This window comes from Stenotrophomonas sp. TWI809, assembly GCF_039673205.1.
Lineage (GTDB): Bacteria > Pseudomonadota > Gammaproteobacteria > Xanthomonadales > Xanthomonadaceae > Stenotrophomonas.
The window spans coordinates 1-17,047 of the sequence record NZ_JBDJLE010000029.1; the positions used below are offsets into that span (position 1 = coordinate 1).

At 66.3% G+C, this 17,047-nt stretch carries 16 protein-coding genes; 11 read left to right on the forward strand and 5 right to left on the reverse strand.

Going from position 1 to position 17,047, the window contains the following annotated elements:
• Positions 1-72 precede the first annotated feature (72 nt).
• Positions 73-435: a hypothetical protein gene (locus tag ABE472_RS16935; RefSeq protein WP_346466679.1), complete on the reverse strand. Its 363-nt coding sequence runs from the start codon at positions 433-435 to the stop codon at positions 73-75.
• 182 nt (positions 436-617) lie between these two features.
• Here ABE472_RS16935 and ABE472_RS16940 point away from each other — a divergent pair, with 182 nt between their 5' ends.
• The 3 genes from ABE472_RS16940 to ABE472_RS16950 all read left to right on the forward strand — a co-directional run bounded on the left by ABE472_RS16940 (position 618) and on the right by ABE472_RS16950 (position 3,890).
• Positions 618-1,052, forward strand: a complete 435-nt coding sequence (locus ABE472_RS16940) for a VOC family protein (protein ID WP_319211429.1) — start codon at positions 618-620, stop codon at positions 1,050-1,052.
• A 74-nt stretch (positions 1,053-1,126) separates the two neighbouring features.
• Positions 1,127-2,437, forward strand: a complete 1,311-nt coding sequence (locus tag ABE472_RS16945; RefSeq protein ID WP_346466680.1) for a putative DNA modification/repair radical SAM protein — start codon at positions 1,127-1,129, stop codon at positions 2,435-2,437.
• A 1-nt stretch (position 2,438) separates the two neighbouring features.
• Entirely contained in the window at positions 2,439-3,890 is a 1,452-nt protein-coding gene (locus ABE472_RS16950; protein WP_346466681.1) for a UdgX family uracil-DNA binding protein, read from the forward strand.
• A gap of 61 nt (positions 3,891-3,951) precedes the next feature.
• On the opposite strand, the gene ABE472_RS16955 is transcribed toward ABE472_RS16950, so the two are convergent.
• Together ABE472_RS16955 and glmS are read right to left on the reverse strand one after the other, a co-directional pair.
• Positions 3,952-4,383 carry a CBS domain-containing protein gene (locus ABE472_RS16955; protein ID WP_346466682.1) on the reverse strand — a complete coding sequence of 144 codons (432 nt, stop codon included), beginning with the start codon at positions 4,381-4,383 and terminating at the stop codon, positions 3,952-3,954.
• 330 nt (positions 4,384-4,713) lie between these two features.
• The gene (gene glmS, locus ABE472_RS16960; protein WP_346466683.1) at positions 4,714-6,555 is read right to left on the reverse strand and encodes a glutamine--fructose-6-phosphate transaminase (isomerizing); all 1,842 of its coding nucleotides are present in this window, start codon (positions 6,553-6,555) and stop codon (positions 4,714-4,716) included.
• Between the two features lie 203 nt (positions 6,556-6,758).
• Here glmS and ABE472_RS16965 point away from each other — a divergent pair, with 203 nt between their 5' ends.
• From ABE472_RS16965 to ABE472_RS16995, 7 genes are all read left to right on the forward strand, one after another.
• On the forward strand, positions 6,759-8,024 hold the full coding sequence (locus ABE472_RS16965; RefSeq protein ID WP_313209109.1) for an efflux RND transporter periplasmic adaptor subunit: 1,266 nt from the start codon (positions 6,759-6,761) through the stop codon (positions 8,022-8,024).
• Positions 8,025-8,067: 43 nt separating this feature from the next.
• Positions 8,068-8,793 carry an ABC transporter ATP-binding protein gene (locus ABE472_RS16970; RefSeq protein ID WP_176988123.1) on the forward strand — a complete coding sequence of 242 codons (726 nt, stop codon included), beginning with the start codon at positions 8,068-8,070 and terminating at the stop codon, positions 8,791-8,793.
• 8 nt (positions 8,794-8,801) lie between these two features.
• Complete coding sequence (locus tag ABE472_RS16975; protein ID WP_313209108.1) at positions 8,802-10,106, forward strand: ABC transporter permease; 1,305 nt, start codon at positions 8,802-8,804, stop codon at positions 10,104-10,106.
• 16 nt (positions 10,107-10,122) lie between these two features.
• Complete coding sequence (locus ABE472_RS16980) at positions 10,123-11,343, forward strand: FtsX-like permease family protein (RefSeq protein ID WP_346466684.1); 1,221 nt, start codon at positions 10,123-10,125, stop codon at positions 11,341-11,343.
• Between the two features lies 1 nt (position 11,344).
• Positions 11,345-11,773 carry a PDZ domain-containing protein gene (locus ABE472_RS16985; RefSeq protein WP_346466685.1) on the forward strand — a complete coding sequence of 143 codons (429 nt, stop codon included), beginning with the start codon at positions 11,345-11,347 and terminating at the stop codon, positions 11,771-11,773.
• A gap of 79 nt (positions 11,774-11,852) precedes the next feature.
• The gene (locus tag ABE472_RS16990; RefSeq protein WP_346463517.1) at positions 11,853-13,193 is read left to right on the forward strand and encodes a sigma-54 dependent transcriptional regulator; all 1,341 of its coding nucleotides are present in this window, start codon (positions 11,853-11,855) and stop codon (positions 13,191-13,193) included.
• Positions 13,190-14,557, forward strand: coding sequence for an ATP-binding protein (locus tag ABE472_RS16995; RefSeq protein WP_346466686.1), 1,368 nt, complete (start codon positions 13,190-13,192; stop codon positions 14,555-14,557). The genes ABE472_RS16990 and ABE472_RS16995 overlap by 4 nt, the downstream gene beginning before the upstream one ends.
• A 63-nt stretch (positions 14,558-14,620) precedes the next feature.
• Here the strand turns inward: ABE472_RS16995 and glmU are convergent, their stop codons facing one another.
• Positions 14,621-15,985: a bifunctional UDP-N-acetylglucosamine diphosphorylase/glucosamine-1-phosphate N-acetyltransferase GlmU gene (gene glmU / locus ABE472_RS17000; protein WP_313209103.1), complete on the reverse strand. Its 1,365-nt coding sequence runs from the start codon at positions 15,983-15,985 to the stop codon at positions 14,621-14,623.
• A gap of 85 nt (positions 15,986-16,070) precedes the next feature.
• On the opposite strand from glmU, the gene ABE472_RS17005 reads away from it, so the two are divergent.
• The gene (locus ABE472_RS17005; RefSeq protein ID WP_313209102.1) at positions 16,071-16,454 is read left to right on the forward strand and encodes a GtrA family protein; all 384 of its coding nucleotides are present in this window, start codon (positions 16,071-16,073) and stop codon (positions 16,452-16,454) included.
• An 85-nt stretch (positions 16,455-16,539) separates the two neighbouring features.
• Here ABE472_RS17005 and ABE472_RS17010 read toward each other — a convergent pair whose 3' ends face one another.
• The gene (locus ABE472_RS17010) at positions 16,540-16,962 is read right to left on the reverse strand and encodes a F0F1 ATP synthase subunit epsilon (protein WP_019183637.1); all 423 of its coding nucleotides are present in this window, start codon (positions 16,960-16,962) and stop codon (positions 16,540-16,542) included.
• Between the last annotated feature and the right edge of the window lie 85 nt (positions 16,963-17,047).

Sequence of the window (17,047 nt, forward strand, 5' to 3'; positions counted from 1 at the left end):
ATCTCAACCCGGCTTTCCTCATCCCCCCCGCGGCCCGCCCCGGGCCGGCCACTACCGGGCGCTCCGCGGCGGCTACGGCTGGACCTGGAACTCGAAGGCCGCATGGAACGGCGCCTTGGGTGGTACGAACAACGTTTTCCCGGCAAATCCTGCGTCCACGCAGCGCGCGACCGCCTCATCGCCTTCGCGCCAGGTCCGCACTACCCTGCCCTGCGCATCCAGTTGCAGCACCACCGTGAACGCGGCGAGCGTCTCCGGCGCGGGGGTCGGCAGGCAATGCGTAAAGCTGGCACCTCCGACCCGGCTCATGCTGTCCACCATTTCTGTGTAGGCCGCCGGCGCCAGACTGGCTTCATCGCGCTGCGCCAACGCACGCACCTGTTCATAACCCACGTCGCCGGCGAGCGCCTGCGCCATCATCACCATCCACAGCATCGTGCCTCCTCCGCCTGCGCGTTCATGACGTCAGCGCGCAGCGTAGGTCAGCGCGCGGGCCGGCGGAAGGGCCGTGGCCGACAGACCGCTGCGCTCAGTCAGCAAGATCGACATCGCCGCGATGCGTCGCGCTGCGTCCGGTGATATATCTGCGCCCCGTCCCACCACCCAACGGAGCCGGTATGGAAACGATGGAACTGCACCGCGGCCGCCTGATCGATCACCTGCAGCTGGTGGTCAGGGATCTCGCCGCCAGCCGCCGCTTTTACCAGGCCGTGTTCGACACGATCGGCATTCCGATCGCCGGCGAAGGCGACACCTACTTCTGGGCCGACGAACTGTTCATCTCCACGCCGGACAGCGACGCGGCGCTGGGCCAGCTCACCGGTCGCCACCACCTCGCCTTCCAGGCGCGCGACCGCGCCACGGTCGAGGCCTTCCACCAGGCGGCGCTGGCCAACGGTGGGAAGGACAACGGCGCCCCGGGCGAGCGCCCTTACCACCCGGGCTATTACGCGGCGTTCGCGCTGGATCCGGATGGCAACAACATCGAAGTGGTGTTCCATGGGCCGGCTACCTACAGCGCGGACTCGGTGAAAGTGACCTTCGAAGGCTGAGTCGGAACCTGAATTCTTCAGGGACTATCTGATGCGTCTCACTGGATGAGATCGTGCCTCGGTACGGTCTTTCCATGGAGACGATCCGCAAACTGGCCATCCTTGCCGATGCCGCGAAGTACGACGCGTCCTGCGCCTCCAGTGGCGCGGGCAAGCGCGATTCGCGTGCATCCGGCGGCATCGGCAGTACCGAGGGGATGGGAATCTGCCACAGCTACACGCCCGATGGCCGGTGCGTGTCGCTGCTCAAGATCCTGCTGACCAACTTCTGCATCTACGACTGCGCGTACTGCGTCAACCGCGTCTCCAGCAACGTGCAGCGGGCACGCTTCAGCGTGGAGGAAGTGGTCGCGCTGACGATGGATTTCTACAAGCGCAACTACATCGAAGGCCTGTTTCTCTCCAGCGGCATCATCCGTAATGCCGATTACACGATGGAGCAGATGGTGGAGATCGCGCGGGTGCTGCGCGAGGAGCAGCGCTTCCGTGGCTACATCCACCTCAAGACGATTCCGGAAGCCTCACCGGAGCTGCTCGCGCTCGCAGGCCGCCATGCCGATCGGCTGTCGATCAATATCGAGCTGCCGACCGAGGCCGGGCTGGCCAGTTTCGCTCCGGAGAAATCGCTGCCGTCGATCCGGGGGGCGATGGGCGAGCTGCGTTGGCGCATCGAGGAGGCCAAAGAGGCAGGCAAGTCCGAGACAGCCACCGCCGCGACATCGGCCGCTTCACCGATCCCGGCACCCACTGCGCGTGGCCGCCGGGCGCGTGCACCGCGCTTCGCGCCGGCCGGCCAGAGCACACAGATGATCGTGGGTGCCGACGGTGCCAGCGACCAGCAGATTCTCGGTGCAGCGGACAACCTCTACGGCAACTACCGGATGCGCCGGGTGTACTACTCCGCCTTCAGCCCCATCCCCGATGCCAGCAAGGCGCTGCCGCTGCAGGCACCGCCGTTGGCGCGCGAGCACCGCCTCTACCAGGCGGACTGGTTGCTGCGCTTCTACGGTTATGGCGTGGACGAGATCACCAGTACCACCCAGGGCGGCATGCTCGATCTGGATATCGACCCGAAGATGGCCTGGGCGATCCGCCATCCCGAGCGCTTTCCGGTCGACCTCAACCTCGCGCCCAAAGAGCTGCTGCTGCGCGTGCCGGGCCTGGGGGTGCGCAACGTCAAGCGGGTGTTGATGGCGCGTCGGCATGGACGTCTGCGGGTGGCCGACGTGGCCCGCCTGCGCGCACCGATGAGCAAGCTGCTGCCGTTCGTTGAGTTGGCCGACCACCATCCGCGCAAGCAGCTGGATGACCCGGCCACGCTGCGGGCGCGGCTGGCGCCACCGCCGCGACAGGGCGCGTTGTTCCCCGACGCTGCCGCCCACTGACATGTCGCGCTGGAGTGTGCGTGTCGACCCGGCGTGGTCGTTGGATGCATGGCGCGCGGCCGCGCGCCTGGCCTTGCGCCATGCGGTGCGACCGGATCAGCTGGACTGGCTGCAGGATCAGGGGGCTTCATTGCTTGATGCCCCGTCACTGACCTCGCTGGACGATGGCCGTACGCCACTGGCCGAGCCGCAGATGTATGTCTCCAAAGCGTTTGTCGAGCTGGCCGCCATCTGCCTGTGCCATCGCGACCCGCAACGGATGTCGCTGCTCTACCGCATGCTCTGGCGCATCACCCATGGCGAGCGCAGTCTGCTCACCAACCCCGCCGATCCTGACGTGCTGCGCGCCATGGCCCTGAGCCAGGCGGTACGTCGCGACTCCCACAAGATGAAGGCCTTCGTCCGCTTCCGTGAGGTACCCGGCGAGCAGGACGCCTTCATTGCCTGGTTCGAACCGGACCACCAGATCGTGGACCGTGTGGCGCCGTTTTTCGCGCGTCGCTTCGCCGGCATGCGCTGGGCGATCCTGACCCCCTACCGCAGCGTGCACTGGGACGGGCAACACCTGTCGTTCGGCCCGGGCGGCCACCAGAGCGACGCGCCGGTGGAAGATGCGCGCGAAGAACTGTGGCGCACCTACTACGCCAACATCTTCAATCCGGCGCGGCTCAACACGCGGATGATGCAGCAGGAAATGCCGGCCAAATACTGGAAACACCTGCCCGAAGCATCCTTGCTGCCGCACCTGGTCCGTGATGCCGGTGACCGGGTGCAGGAGATGCACAACCGTGAAGCACAGGCCCCGCGACGGCGTATCCCCGAGGCCATCGCCTCACCCGCGCCAGCGACGGATACCCCACCTGCCACACTGGATGCCCTGCGCGATGCTGCCGCTGCGTGCCGCCGCTGCCCGCTGTGGGAGCCGGCCACGCAGACCGTGTTCGGCGAAGGCCCGCACGACGCACGGATCATGCTGGTCGGCGAGCAGCCTGGCGACAGCGAGGACCTCAGCGGACACCCGTTCGTCGGGCCCGCCGGACAACTGCTGGATCGCGCCCTGCGCGACCTTGGCATTGATCGCCGCACGCTCTACATGACCAATGCGGTCAAGCACTTCCGCTTTGAACGGCGTGGAAAGCGGCGCATCCACAGCAAGCCGCAGATGACCCACATCAACGCGTGTCGGCCGTGGCTGATGGGCGAGATCGAGAACGTGCGACCGCAGGTGATCGTCTGCCTGGGGGCGAGCGCAGCCACCGCGGTGTTCGGCGCCGGGTTCAACCTGATGGCCAACCACGGACGCTGGCACTCACTGGAGGACGGCACCCGCGCATTCGCGACGGTGCATCCGTCGTGGGTGTTGCGGCAGCCGGCAGGTGAGCCACAGCAGGCAGCCTATCGGCTGTTGCTGTCGGACCTTCAGCAGCTGACCGGCCTTGAAGGCCGGCGTTGATTCTCCAGCGTGGGCTTGCCGGCCGGCGGCCGGCGTTACCCGTCAGCAGGACACGGGCAGGTCAGTGCGCCGCCATGTAGATGTCCTGCAGCACCGCTTTTTCCAGCTCCAGCTCGCTGAGCAGGTTCTTCACGATATCGCCCAGGCTCAGGATGCCGACCAGCTTGGCGCCCTCGGTCACCATCAGGTGACGATGGCGGGAGTACGTCATCAGTGCCATCGCCTGCTTGAGGGTGGCGTCCGGGCCGATGCCTTCCAGCCCTGCCGACGGCAAGCTGGAAATGACGCGTCGGCCGGCCTGGGGACCATCTTCCGCAAGGCTGCGCACGATATCCTTCTCGGACACGATCCGGACCGGCGCATCGTCCTTCATCACCACCAGGGCGGCGATCTTGTGCGCGCTCATCTTGTGCGCGGCGGCACCGATGGTGTCTTCCACATCGATGGTGACGATGGCTTCTTTCTTGGATTGCAGGAGTTCGCAGACGTTCATTCTTGTTTCCTGTTACAGGTTACTGAAGTCGAGAGATGCGCCTGGTTGCAGCGAGGTCGGTGGCATCGCCACGCGGTCCTCGGTCATTCGATTCTACGTCCGCACCCTGGCCCAAGAGTTTGCAAATCTGGGACGGTTCGTCGTGGAAGCGGGGGACGACACTGAGAATGGCACCGCCGGTAAAACCGTCGCTGAATGCCGCCGCAGGGCACGACTAAAGTTCCAGTGCCGACGGCCGCGTAGAGCCACCCCATGGGTGGCGCACAAAAAAAGGGTGGCCCCGCAGGACCACCCTCGATACGCGTCAGCGCCGCCTCGGCGGCGGACACATCACTCCACCGTCACGCTCTTTGCCAGGTTGCGCGGCTTGTCCACGTCTGTCCCGCGGGCCAGCGCGGTGTGATAGGCCAACAGCTGCACGGGAATCGTATGCACGATCGGGCTCAGCACACCGGCATGGCGCGGCGTCCGGATCACATGCACGCCTTCGGACTCGACGAAGTTGCTGTCCTGGTCGGCGAACACGAACAGCTCACCGCCGCGGGCACGCACTTCCTGCATGTTGGATTTGACCTTTTCCAGCAGGCTGTCGTTCGGGGCGATCACCACCACCGGCATCTCTTCATCCACCAACGCCAGCGGGCCATGCTTGAGCTCGCCGGCGGGATAGGCCTCGGCGTGGATGTACGAGATTTCCTTGAGCTTGAGCGCGCCTTCCAGCGCGATCGGGTAATGCAGCCCACGGCCCAGGAACAACGCGCTGTTCCTGCGCGCGAAGCGCTCGGCCCACGCGGCGATCTGCGGCTCCATGTTCAGCGCATGCTGCACGCTGCCCGGCAGGAAGCGCAGCTGTTCCAGGTAGTCCGCTTCCTGGGCGGCATCGATGCGGCCATGCAGCTTGCCCAGCACCACGGTGAGCTGGAACAGCGCGGCCAGCTGGGTAGTGAAGGCCTTGGTCGACGCGACACCGATCTCGGCACCGGCACGGGTGTAGCAGACCAGTTCACTGGCACGCGGGATCGCGCTCTCGGGAACGTTGCAGATCGAGAGCGTATGCAGGTGGCCGAGCGACTTGGCGTACTTGAGCGCCTCCATCGTATCCAGCGTTTCGCCGGACTGGGAGATGGTGACGATCAGGTGCTTGGGATTCGCGTAGGCCGCGCGATAGCGGTATTCGCTGGCGATCTCGACGCTGCACGGCAGCCCGGCGATTGCCTCGATCCAGTAGCGCGCGGTCAGCCCGGCGTAATAGCTGGTACCGCAGGCAAGAATCTGCACGCCTTCGATATCCGACAGAACGCCCTCGGCATTCTTGCCGAACAGGGTGGCCGGGAAACCGCCGGCATCGATCGCCGCTTCGATGGTGTCGCCCAGCGCGCGCGGCTGCTCGTGGATCTCCTTCTGCATGAAGTGGCGGTACGGACCCAGCTCCAGCGACGCCAGCGACACATCGGACAAATGCACGTCGCGCACGATCGGCTGATTGTGTTCGTCGTACACCTGCACGCCATCGCGGCGGATATCGGCCGTGTCGCCCTCTTCCAGGAAGATCACCGTGCGGGTGGCCTGGAGGATCGCCGAGACGTCGGAGGCGACGAAGTTCTCGCCCTCGCCCACGCCGACCAGCAGCGGGCAGCCCATGCGCGCGCACACGAAGTGATCCGGCTCGGCACGGCTCATCACCGCCAGTGCGTAGGCTCCGGTCAGTTCCTTGACCGTGCGCTGCAGCGCGGACAGCAGGCTGTCGCCTTCCTTGAGGTGATGGTGCATCAGGTGCGCGATCACTTCGGTGTCGGTCTGCGACTCGAAGGTGTAGCCCAACCCGCGCAGCTTCTCGCGCTGTTCTTCGTGGTTCTCGATGATGCCGTTGTGCACCAGCGCCACGCCGTGGCTGATGTGCGGGTGCGCATTGGCCTCGGTCACGCCACCGTGGGTGGCCCAGCGGGTGTGGCCGATCCCGAGCAGCGACTGGAAGCCTTCGCTCGTGGCGGCCTTCTCCATCTCGGCCACGCGGCCGGTGCGGCGCACACGGCGGACGTCAGCTTCGGCGGCAGTGGTGTCGATCACGGCAATGCCCGACGAGTCGTAGCCCCGGTATTCCAGTCGCTTCAGGCCTTCGATGAGTACCGGTACCACGTCGCGATGCGCGATCGCTCCCACAATGCCGCACATAGATTCAGATCCCTGCTGGTTAGCCTCGCATTCTAGCGTGGCGGCCCCGGCGGCTTGGGCGCTGTCGGCTTAACGAAAGTGTCCGGTCCGGTGTCCGCGGACACGCGGACACGCGACGAGATTCGCAAGCCATTGTTTTCAAAGGGCCAAAACTTGGCACGGCGTCTGCTTGGTACTGCGCAACCCAACCGCGAACGAGCCCCATGATCCGCGACACTTCCGCCCAGGACCAGACCCTTTCCTCGCATGCCGCGCCCGCCCCGTGGAAGCGCTGGCTGTGGCCGGCGGTCGCCGCCCTGGTCGTGCTGCTGGCGATCGGTTTCGCCGCCCGCGCCTGGCTCGGTGCCAGCCGCTCGTTCGACAGCGCCCGTGTCCGGGTGGCCGAGGTCACCCGCGGAGACATGGTCCGCGACATCGCCGCGGATGGCCGTGTGATCGCGGCCAACAACCCGGTGCTGTATGCGATCTCCGCCGGCAACGTGAACCTGAAGGTGGTGGCCGGTGACGTGGTCAAGCAGGGCCAGGAACTGGCCGTGATCGACAGCCCCGAACTGCGCAGCAAGCTGGCCCAGGAACAGGCCACCCTGGCCGGTCTGCAGGCCGAGGCGAGCCGCGCCACCCTGGATGCGACCCTGGCGCGCGCCACGGCCCAGAAGGATACCGACCAGGCGGTGATCGAACGCCAGGCGGCCGTGCGCGATCTGGAACGCTACAAGCGTGGCTTCGATGGGGGCGCGGTGCCGCAGGTCGATGTCGCCAAGGCCGAAGACACGGTCAAGAAGAGCGACATCCAGCTCGAACATGCCCGCAAGGACGCCCTGCTCAAGGCCCAGGGCGCCGACCTCGATGCGCGCAACAAGCGCCTGCTCGCCGACCGCCAGCGTGCGGTGGTGACCGAGGTCGAGCGCCAGGTCGACGCCCTCACGCTGCGTGCGCCGTTCGATGGCCAGGTCGGCCAGGTGCAGGCGACCCAGCACACCAACGTGGTCGCCAATGCGCCGATCCTGGGCGTGGTCGACCTGTCGCGCTTCGAGATCGAGATCAAGGTGCCGGAGAGTTTCGCCCGCGAGCTGACGATCGGCATGCCTGCGCAGCTGACCGGCGGCAGCGGCCAGTTCGCCGGTGAGATCTCCGCGGTGTCCCCGGAAGTGGTCGCCGGTGAGGTCAACGCCCGCATCCGCTTTGCCGACAAGCAACCGCAGGGCCTGCGCCAGAGCCAGCGGATGCAGGCGCGCGTGCTGCTCGATACCCGCCGCAATGCCCTGAAGATCGAACGCGGCCCGTTCGTCGAACAGGGCAACGGCTACGCCTACGTCATGGACGGCAGCAGTGCGGTCCGTCGCCCGGTCAAGCTCGGTGTGAGCAGCCTGGGCGAAGTGGAAATCCTCTCTGGCCTGCAGCCCGGCGATCGCGTCGTGGTGTCCGGCAGCGATCTGTTCGGCGATGCCGAGCGCGTCTCCATCAACTGATTCAGTCCCTTTCGATCCTCTCGACTTTCAAAGGAAAACAGCCATGCTTGAAATGCGCTCGGTCGCCAAAGTCTTCCGCACCGAACAGGTGGAAACCCACGCCCTGCGGTCGCTGGACCTGCATGTCCGCGAAGGCGAGTTCGTCGCCGTGACCGGTCCGTCCGGTTCGGGCAAGACCACCTTCCTCAACATCGCCGGCCTGCTGGAGACCTTCACCAGCGGCACCTACCTGCTCGATGGCCAGGACGTCAGCCAGCTCGGCGATGACGCGCGCAGCCGCCTGCGCAACCAGAAGATCGGCTTCATCTTCCAGGGCTTCAACCTGATCTCCGATCTGAACCTGTTCGACAACGTCGATGTGCCGCTGCGCTACCGCGGCATGCCCGCTGCCGAGCGCAAGGAGCGCATCGAGCACGCGCTGGCCCAGGTGGGCCTGGGCTCGCGCATGAAGCATTACCCGGCCGAACTCTCCGGTGGTCAGCAGCAGCGCGCCGCGATCGCGCGGGCGCTGGCGGGCAGCCCGCGCCTGCTGCTGGCCGATGAACCGACCGGCAACCTGGACAGCCAGATGGCCCGTGGCGTCATGGAGCTGCTGGAAGAAATCAATGCCAAGGGCACCACGATCGTGATGGTGACCCACGATCCCGAATTGGCCGCCCGTGCCAAGCGCAACGTGCACATCGTCGACGGCCAGGTCACCGACCTGCTGCGCGACCCGGTGCTTTCCACGCCGCGCCCCGCGGTTGCCGCTGCCATCGCCAACGACTGAGGCCGGCCATGATCGCTTACTACTTCCGACTGGCCCTGCGCAGCTTCCGGCGCAACAAGGTGCTGACCGCGCTGATGGTGATCGCCATCGCGCTGGGCATCGGCGCGTCGATGACCACGCTGACCGTGTTCCACGTGCTGTCCGGTGATCCGATTCCGCAGAAGAGCGACCGGCTCTTCAGCGTGCAGATTGATCCACAGTCGGCGCTTGGCTATCAGCCTGGCGAAGAACCGGCCGACCAGTTGACCCGCTTCGATGCCACCAGACTGCTGAGCGAGAAACATGCCAAGCGCCAGGCGATGATGACCGGTGGCGGCGTCACCATCGAGCCGGACAGCAGCACGCTGCGTCCGTTCGTCACGGATTCTCGCTACACCTCGGGCGACTTCTTCCCGATGTTCGATACCCCGTTCCAGTACGGCCAGGGCTGGAAGGAATCCGATGACGAGGGCCGCGGCAGGGTCGCGGTGATCACGAAGACACTCAACCAGAAGCTGTTCGATGGCGCCAACAGCGTCGGCAAGTCACTGCGCATCAATGGCAACACGATGACCGTGGTGGGCGTTCTGGACGAGTGGCACCCCAACCCGCACTTCTACGATCTCAACACCGGTCGCTATGGCGACAGCGAAGATGTGTTCGTTCCCTTCACCACGGCCATCGAGCTGAAGTTCGACCGCAGCGGCAGCATGGACTGCTTCGGCCGCCGCAACGAGCCCGATCCGACCGGCCCGACCGCCAGCTGCACCTGGATCCAGTACTGGGTGGAGCTGGAGAACGCCGGGCAAGCTGCGGAGTACCGCCGCTACCTGGAGAACTACTCCGACCAGCAGCGTGCGGCCGGCCGCTTCGAGCGTCCCAACAACGTCCGTCTGCGCAATGTCATGGAGTGGCTGGACTACAAGAAGGTGGTCCCCGGTGACGTGCGCCTGCAGCTGTGGTTGGCGATGGGCTTCCTGCTGGTCTGCCTGATCAATACCGTGGGCCTGCTGCTGGCCAAGTTCCTGCGCCGCAGCGGCGAGATCGGCGTGCGCCGGGCGCTGGGTGCCAGCCGCGGCCAGATCTTCCTGCAGTCGCTCATCGAGGCCGGTACGGTCGGCCTGGCCGGCGGCCTGCTCGGCCTGGTACTCGCGATGCTGGGACTGTACGCGGTGCGCCAGCAACCGGTGGACTACGCCAAGCTGGCCACGCTGGATGGGCAGATGCTGCTGATGACCTTCGCGCTGACCTTGGTCGCCAGCCTGTTGGCCGGTTTCCTGCCGGCGCTGCGCGCCATGCAGGTCGCGCCCGCCATCCAACTCAAATCGCAGTAAGGATCCGGAGCACACCATGGATATCCGTCCCATCCTCTCCACCCTGCGCCGGCATAAAACCGCCGCGTCGCTGATCGTGCTCGAGATCGCCCTGACCTGCGCCATCGTCTGCAATGCGCTGTTCCTGATCGGGCAGCGCATCGAGAAGATCAACCAGCCCAGCGGCATCGCCGAGACCGAACTGATCGAAGTCCGCCTGGGCGGCATCGGCACCCAGGTCAATGCGGCCGCGCGCACCCGCGAAGACCTGGCGGCGTTGGAGGCCATTCCGGGCGTCAAGAGTGCCGTGACGTTGAACCAGATTCCGTTCCGCAACAGCTCCTGGAACACGGGCCTGGGGCTGACCCCCAACCAGGAACGCTCGACGCTGAGCACCTCCCAGTACTTCGCCCGCGAAGGCGCGCTGGAGACACTGGGCGTGGAGCTGATCGCCGGCCGTGATTTCCAGAGCGACGAATACCGCGACGCAGCGGATGCCCTGACCGACGAGAACGCCGAAAAAACGGGCTCGGCGATCATCGTCACCAAGGCGATTGCCGACAAGATGTTCCCCGGCGGTGATGCCTTGGGCAAGACGGTCTACAGCGGTTCCATGCCGCTGCGCATCGTCGGCATCGTCAAGGTGCTGGCCCGCCCGAACCCGGTTGGCGGCGACATCCAGTATTCGATCATGCTGCCGTTGCGGGCGACCTACGACGAAGGCTTCTACCTGATCCGTGTCACCGATCCCGCGCGTCGGGACGAGGTGATCAAGGCAGCAGTGACGGCACTGGAACGTGTCGATTCGAGCCGGCTGATCCGCGGCAAATCCACCTACGAGGAACAGCGCAGGAAGTACTTCGCCAACGACCGCGCCATGGTCGGCCTGCTGATCACCGTGTGCGTTGCCCTGCTGGTGGTGACGGCACTGGGCATCGTTGGTCTGGCCAGCTTCTGGGTGCAGCAGCGCACCAAGCAGATCGGCATCCGCCGTGCGCTGGGCGCGACCCGCAGCCAGATCCTGCGCTACTTCCAGACCGAAAACTTCCTGTTGGCCACGGTTGGGATCGTGTTGGGCATGTTGATGGCCTACACGATCAATCTGTGGCTGATGAACAACTACGAGCTGCCACGCATGCCCATCAGTTACCTGCCGATCGGCGCGGTACTGCTGTGGCTGCTGGGCCAGATCGCTGTCTTCGGCCCGGCCCGTCGCGCCGCCGCCGTCCCCCCTGCCGTTGCCACCCGGAGTGCCTGAAATGCGCAAGACCAATACCAAGACCAAGACCAGGATCACGACCCTGTTGTTGTCCCTCCTGCTGGCCAGCGCACCTGCGCTGGCCGCCACCCAGACCGATACCGCACGCCTGGAGTGGCGTGACGCCGGCCACCATCTGGTGGTCGATGCCCGGGATGGCATCGTGCGCGTCACCACCACCGAACCGAGCAGCTACTTCGGTGTGCGCAGCGGCGACCGGATCCTGCGCGTGGATGGCCAGCCCGTCCGGCGCATGGCCGACCTCACCCATGCGCTGGTTGGCAACAAGGCCACCCGGGTGCCCGTCGTCGTGCTGCGCAAGGGCGACCAGGTGACCGTGGATGTCGACACCGCCGCCTGGAGCGAGGTGCTGGCGGTCGAGACACCGCCCATCCCCCAGCCCTCAACGCCGCCACGCGCCGGCGGCTGAGGCCCGCCACGCCGGGCCATCTGCCCCTTGGCCCGGCGCTCCGGTACTCTTGATTCCACTTCCGGTCCTACGTTGCCGCATGCCCTCGATCCTGATCATTGACGACAACGCCAGCGTCGGCACCGCACTCGACGTGCTGTTCTCGCTGCACGACATCGATACCCTGCACGCGCTCTCGCCCGAGCAGGGGCTGGCGCTGCTGGAACAACAGCCGGTGGATCTGGTGATCCAGGACATGAACTTCACCGAGGACACCACCTCCGGCGAAGAAGGCGAAGCCCTGTTCCAGCAGATCCGTGCACGTCATCCGGACCTGCCGGTGATCCTGTTGACCGCCTGGACACATCTGAGCAGCGCGGTCGATCTGGTCAAGGCGGGCGCGGCGGACTACCTGGCCAAGCCATGGGACGACCGCAAGCTGCTGATCACGGTCAACAACCTGCTGGAGCTCTCCGAAACCCGCCGCGAACTGGACCGCCGCCGCGACCGCGAGCAACGCGATCGCTCGGCGCTGGAGGCCCGCTACGATCTGCGCGGTGCCGTGGTGGCCGATCCGGCCAGCGAGCGCGTGGTCAGCCTGGCCTGCCAGGTGGCACGCTCGGCACTGCCGGTGCTGATCACCGGCCCCAACGGCGCGGGCAAGGAGAAGATCGCCGAGATCATCCAGGCCAACTCGCTGGTGGCCAAGGGGCCGTTCGTCGCGCTCAACTGCGGCGCGATTCCGTCCGAGCTGATCGAGGCGGAATTGTTCGGTGCCGAGGCCGGTGCCTACACCGGTGCCAACAAGGCACGCGAAGGCAAGTTCGAGGCCGCCGATGGCGGCACCCTGTTCCTGGATGAGATCGGCAATCTCTCTGCCAGTGGACAGATGAAACTGCTGCGCGTGCTGGAAACCGGCCGTTTCGAACGGCTGGGTTCCAACCGCGAGCGGCAGGTGAAGGTCCGCGTCATCAGCGCGACCAACGCCGATCTGCCCACGATGATCCGCGATGGCCAGTTCCGCGAGGATCTGTACTACCGCCTCAACACTGTCGAGCTGGCGCTGCCGGCCTTGGCCGACCGCCCCGGCGACATCCTGCCGCTGGCCGAACGCTTCCTGGACACTGGCAAGCCACTGTCCACCGCGGCGGCCACCGCGCTTCAGCGGCATGCCTGGCCGGGCAATGTGCGCGAGCTGCGCAACGTGCTGCAGCGCGCCCAACTGTTCGCGACGGGACCGCGCATCGAGGCAGGCGATCTCAACCTGCCGCGCGCCGCGGCCCCGCGCGCGGCCAGCCCGGCCGTGGACCCGGACCGAAGCCGGATCGAAACCGCACTGGCGCATAACCACGGCATCATCGCCCAGACCGCTGCCGAACTCGGGCTCAGCCGCCAGGCGCTGTACCGGCGCATGGACCGTTACGGCATCCCGCGCGAATGAAGCGGCGCTCGTTCACCTTCCGGCTGTTCCTGCGGCTGCTGCCGGTCCTGGCACTGGCAGCTGCATTCCCTTGGTATCTGGCGTTCTGGCTGGACCGTGGTTGGGCGGTCACCTGCATTTCGGTTGTCGTGCTGCTGGCGCTGATGTGGTGGAGCCTGCGCCGCGCGACCGCACCGATCCGCTCGTTGCTGCGCGCCCTGTCCGGCACCACCAGCAGCTACCGCGACGGTGAATACAACTTCGGCATCTATTGGCCCTCCAATGATGAGCTGGGCGATCTGGTCCAGGCCCACCGCGAACTGGGCGATGTGCTGCGTGCGCAGCGCCAGGACCTGGTCCAGCGCGAGCTGCTGCTGGACACCATGGTGCAGAACACGCCGGTATCGATGCTGTTGCTGGCGCACGGGGGCGACGGCGTGCAGCGCGTGGTGTTTTCCAACCTGGCGGCGCGCAAGTTGCTGCACAACGGTTGGAAGCTGGAGGGCCAGCGCATGGACGACGTCATGGCGACGATGCCGATCGAGCTGCGCGACGCCATCGCCCGCGGGGGCGACAGCCTCTTCGCGGTGCGTGGCGAAGGCCAGGACAGCGACGATGAGCGCGATGAGGACGACGAGCAGATCTATCACCTGTCACGCCGCAACTTCCATCTCAACGGCCGCCCGCACGATCTGCTGTTGATCCGCCTGCTGACCGCCGAACTGCGCCGCCAGGAAGTGCAGACCTGGAAGAAGGTGATCCGGGTGATCAGCCACGAGTTGAACAATTCGCTGGCCCCGATCGCCTCGCTGGCGCATTCCGGTGGCGAGCTGGTCCGGCGCGGCAAGACCGAGCGGCTCGAAGAGGTGTTCGCCACCATCGAGGAGCGCGCGCGTCATCTGGAAGGCTTCATCCGCGGCTATGCGCGGTTCGCCAAGCTGCCACAGCCGCAGTTGCAGACCGTACAGTGGAACCTGTTCCTGGGCGGGCTGCAGCACCAGATTCCGTTCCGGATGGCCGAGGTACCCGACGATCTGCAGAGCCGCGTGGACATCGCCCAGCTCGGGCAGGCGCTGCTGAACCTGCTCAAGAATGCCCATGAAGCGTGTGGCGAGGCCGAGCCGCCGAATGACGACGTCGAGGTCCGCCTGACCCGCCTGCCCCAGTGGCTGCGGCTGGAAGTACTGGATCGCGGCAAGGGCATGAACGAGGCGGTGCTGCAGAACGCGTTGATGCCGTTCTATTCGACCAAGCGCAACGGCACCGGGCTCGGCCTGGCGCTGACCCGTGAGATCGTCGAAGCGCATGGTGGCCGTATTTCGCTGCAGAACCGCCGCGAGGGCGGTCTGTGCGTGGCGGTGTTCCTGCCGGCTGACGCCCGGTAGACCGGCCGCTGGCCGGCACCGTCGTGGCCGCGGGATCGCCTGGTTGCCGGCCAGCGGCCGGCACTACTTCTTCGTCGGGCGCTTCCAGCCGTCGATGGTTTCCTGACGTGCGCGGGCGACGGTCAGCTTGTCCGCCGGGGCGCCGCGGGTGATCACCGAGCCAGCGGCGACGGTTGCGCCTTCCCCGATCACGACCGGCGCGACCAGCGAGCTGTTGGATCCGATGAAGGCACGATCGCCGATCGTGGTCTGCGACTTGTTTACCCCGTCGTAGTTGCAGGTGATGGTGCCCGCACCGATGTTGACCTTGCTGCCGATCACCGCGTCGCCCAGATAGGTGAGGTGGTTGGCCTTGCTGCCGGCACCGAGCACGACTTTCTTGGTTTCCACGAAGTTGCCCACGTGCGAGCCCTCCCCCAGCACGGTGCCGGGGCGCAGCCGCGCGAACGGACCGATGTCTGCCGCACCTTCGCTGACCACGCCCTCCAGATCGCAGTGCGGCTTGACCACGGTGCCCGCGGCCAGGGAAACATCCTTGAGCCGGGTGAACGCGCCGATGCTGACGCCATCGCCCAGCACCACACGTCCCTCCAGGATCACGTTGACGTCGATCTGCACGTCGCTGCCGACCGTGACGGTGCCACGGATATCCAGCCGTGCCGGGTCCAGCACGCGTGCGCCCTGCGCGCACAGCGCACGCACTTCGCGCAGCTGCCAGGCGCGTTCAAGCTGGGCCAGCTGCCATGGATCGTTGGCACCTTCGGCGTCCTGCGGGTCCTGCACGAACGCCATCTCGGCCGGCGTGTAATCGCTGGCCGCCGCGGCAAAGATGTCGGTCAGGTAATACTCGCCCTGCGCGTTCGCATTGGACAGCTGCGACAACCAACGGCGCAGTGCCGTGGATTCGGCGGTGATGATGCCGGTATTGATGGTACGGATGCTGCGCTGTTCGTCGGTGGCGTCTTTCTGCTCGACGATCGCCCCGACCTTGCCCTCGGCATTGCGCACGATGCGCCCGTAGCCCGTCGGATCGGCGACCTCGGCCACCAGCACGGCCAAGCGGCCCGGCTGCGACAACAGGTGGCGCAACGTTTCGCCGCGGATCAACGGCACATCGCCGTACAACACCAGAACGGTTGCCGCATCCGGCACTTCCGGCATGGCCTGCAGCACGGCATGCCCGGTGCCCAGCTGCTCGCTCTGCTCCGCCCAGCGCAGATCGGGCTGATCGGCCAATGCCTGCCGCACTGCTTCGCCGCCATGGCCATACACCACATGGATCGCTTCAGGCTGCAGCTGACGCGCGGTCTCGATGACGTGGGCGAGCATCGGGCGGCCGGCGATCGGCTGCAGCACCTTGGGCAGGGCCGACTTCATGCGCTTGCCGGCGCCGGCGGCCAGGATGATCACGTGCAGGGGCTGGGTCATGGGTAGATCACGTTCCGGGTATCGTTGATGGGAATTCTAGTGCGACGCTCGTTAACATGTGGGATTGTCCGCACCCGGAGTGCACGTGAGTCTCCTCCGCCAAGGCAGCCGCTATCTCGTCGTCGGCCTGGTCCAGCTGGTGTTGGACTGGGCCGTGTTCGTGGCTGCCACCGCACTGGGAATGCCAGCGGCACCCGGCAACCTGCTGGGGCGCGTGAGCGGCATGCTGCTCGGCTTCTGGCTCAATGGCCGCTACACGTTTGCCCGCGATGGTGAGCATCGTCTGGGCTGGCCACGCTTTGCGCGCTTCCTGCTGCTGTGGGCCGTGCTGACGGCCATCAGTACGCTGCTGGTGACCCTGGCCGCCGAGCACCTGGGGCTGCGCTATGCGTGGCTGGCCAAACCGTTGGTGGAGGGCGGGCTGGCCGGGCTGTCATTCCTGCTGATGCGGAGCCTGATCTTCCGCTGATCCGGCGTACCGGGAGGCAGGCAAAAAAAAACGCCGGCAAGCCGGCGTTTTCCCCCTTGCGGATGGCGCCGTCGCGCCGCCCCGCTTAGTGCTTGAGGTTCTTGCGCAGGCGCTCCAGCGCCTGCAGCTGGGCGGACACTTCCGCCAGGCGCTGCTGCGCTTCCGCCACTTCCATTGCTTCACCACGGTTGGCCAGGATGCGCTCGGCTTCTTCCTTGGCCTTGCGGACCGAGGCTTCGTCGATGTCCTGGGCACGGATCGCGGTGTCGGCCAGCACGGTCACGACCTGCGGCTGCACTTCGAGAATGCCGCCGGAGATGGCGAAGTCGATCTGCTCGCCGCTCGGCGTGGTCACCACCACCTTGCCCGGCTTCAGGCGGGTGATCAGCGGGGCGTGCTTGGGCGCGATGCCCAGCTCACCCAGCTCACCGGTGGCCACGACCAGGGTCGCCTCACCACGGAAGATTTCCTGCTCGGCGCTGACGATGTCGCAACGGATGGTGCTCATGAAACTCTTCTCGCTTTAGGGCGGGCTCGCGCCCACCGCAGGATGTCCTCAGCGGTGGGCCTGCGCCCACCCCGTGTGACGGGTC

Coding starts and splice junctions, on each gene's coding strand:
- ABE472_RS16935 (WP_346466679.1), bottom strand. CDS start 435: ATGCTGTGGATGGTGATGATGGCGCAGGCGCTCGCCGGCGACGTGGGT.
- ABE472_RS16940 (WP_319211429.1), top strand. CDS start 618: ATGGAAACGATGGAACTGCACCGCGGCCGCCTGATCGATCACCTGCAG.
- ABE472_RS16945 (WP_346466680.1), top strand. CDS start 1,127: ATGGAGACGATCCGCAAACTGGCCATCCTTGCCGATGCCGCGAAGTAC.
- ABE472_RS16950 (WP_346466681.1), top strand. CDS start 2,439: ATGTCGCGCTGGAGTGTGCGTGTCGACCCGGCGTGGTCGTTGGATGCA.
- ABE472_RS16955 (WP_346466682.1), bottom strand. CDS start 4,383: ATGAACGTCTGCGAACTCCTGCAATCCAAGAAAGAAGCCATCGTCACC.
- glmS (WP_346466683.1), bottom strand. CDS start 6,555: ATGTGCGGCATTGTGGGAGCGATCGCGCATCGCGACGTGGTACCGGTA.
- ABE472_RS16965 (WP_313209109.1), top strand. CDS start 6,759: ATGATCCGCGACACTTCCGCCCAGGACCAGACCCTTTCCTCGCATGCC.
- ABE472_RS16970 (WP_176988123.1), top strand. CDS start 8,068: ATGCTTGAAATGCGCTCGGTCGCCAAAGTCTTCCGCACCGAACAGGTG.
- ABE472_RS16975 (WP_313209108.1), top strand. CDS start 8,802: ATGATCGCTTACTACTTCCGACTGGCCCTGCGCAGCTTCCGGCGCAAC.
- ABE472_RS16980 (WP_346466684.1), top strand. CDS start 10,123: ATGGATATCCGTCCCATCCTCTCCACCCTGCGCCGGCATAAAACCGCC.
- ABE472_RS16985 (WP_346466685.1), top strand. CDS start 11,345: ATGCGCAAGACCAATACCAAGACCAAGACCAGGATCACGACCCTGTTG.
- ABE472_RS16990 (WP_346463517.1), top strand. CDS start 11,853: ATGCCCTCGATCCTGATCATTGACGACAACGCCAGCGTCGGCACCGCA.
- ABE472_RS16995 (WP_346466686.1), top strand. CDS start 13,190: ATGAAGCGGCGCTCGTTCACCTTCCGGCTGTTCCTGCGGCTGCTGCCG.
- glmU (WP_313209103.1), bottom strand. CDS start 15,985: ATGACCCAGCCCCTGCACGTGATCATCCTGGCCGCCGGCGCCGGCAAG.
- ABE472_RS17010 (WP_019183637.1), bottom strand. CDS start 16,962: ATGAGCACCATCCGTTGCGACATCGTCAGCGCCGAGCAGGAAATCTTC.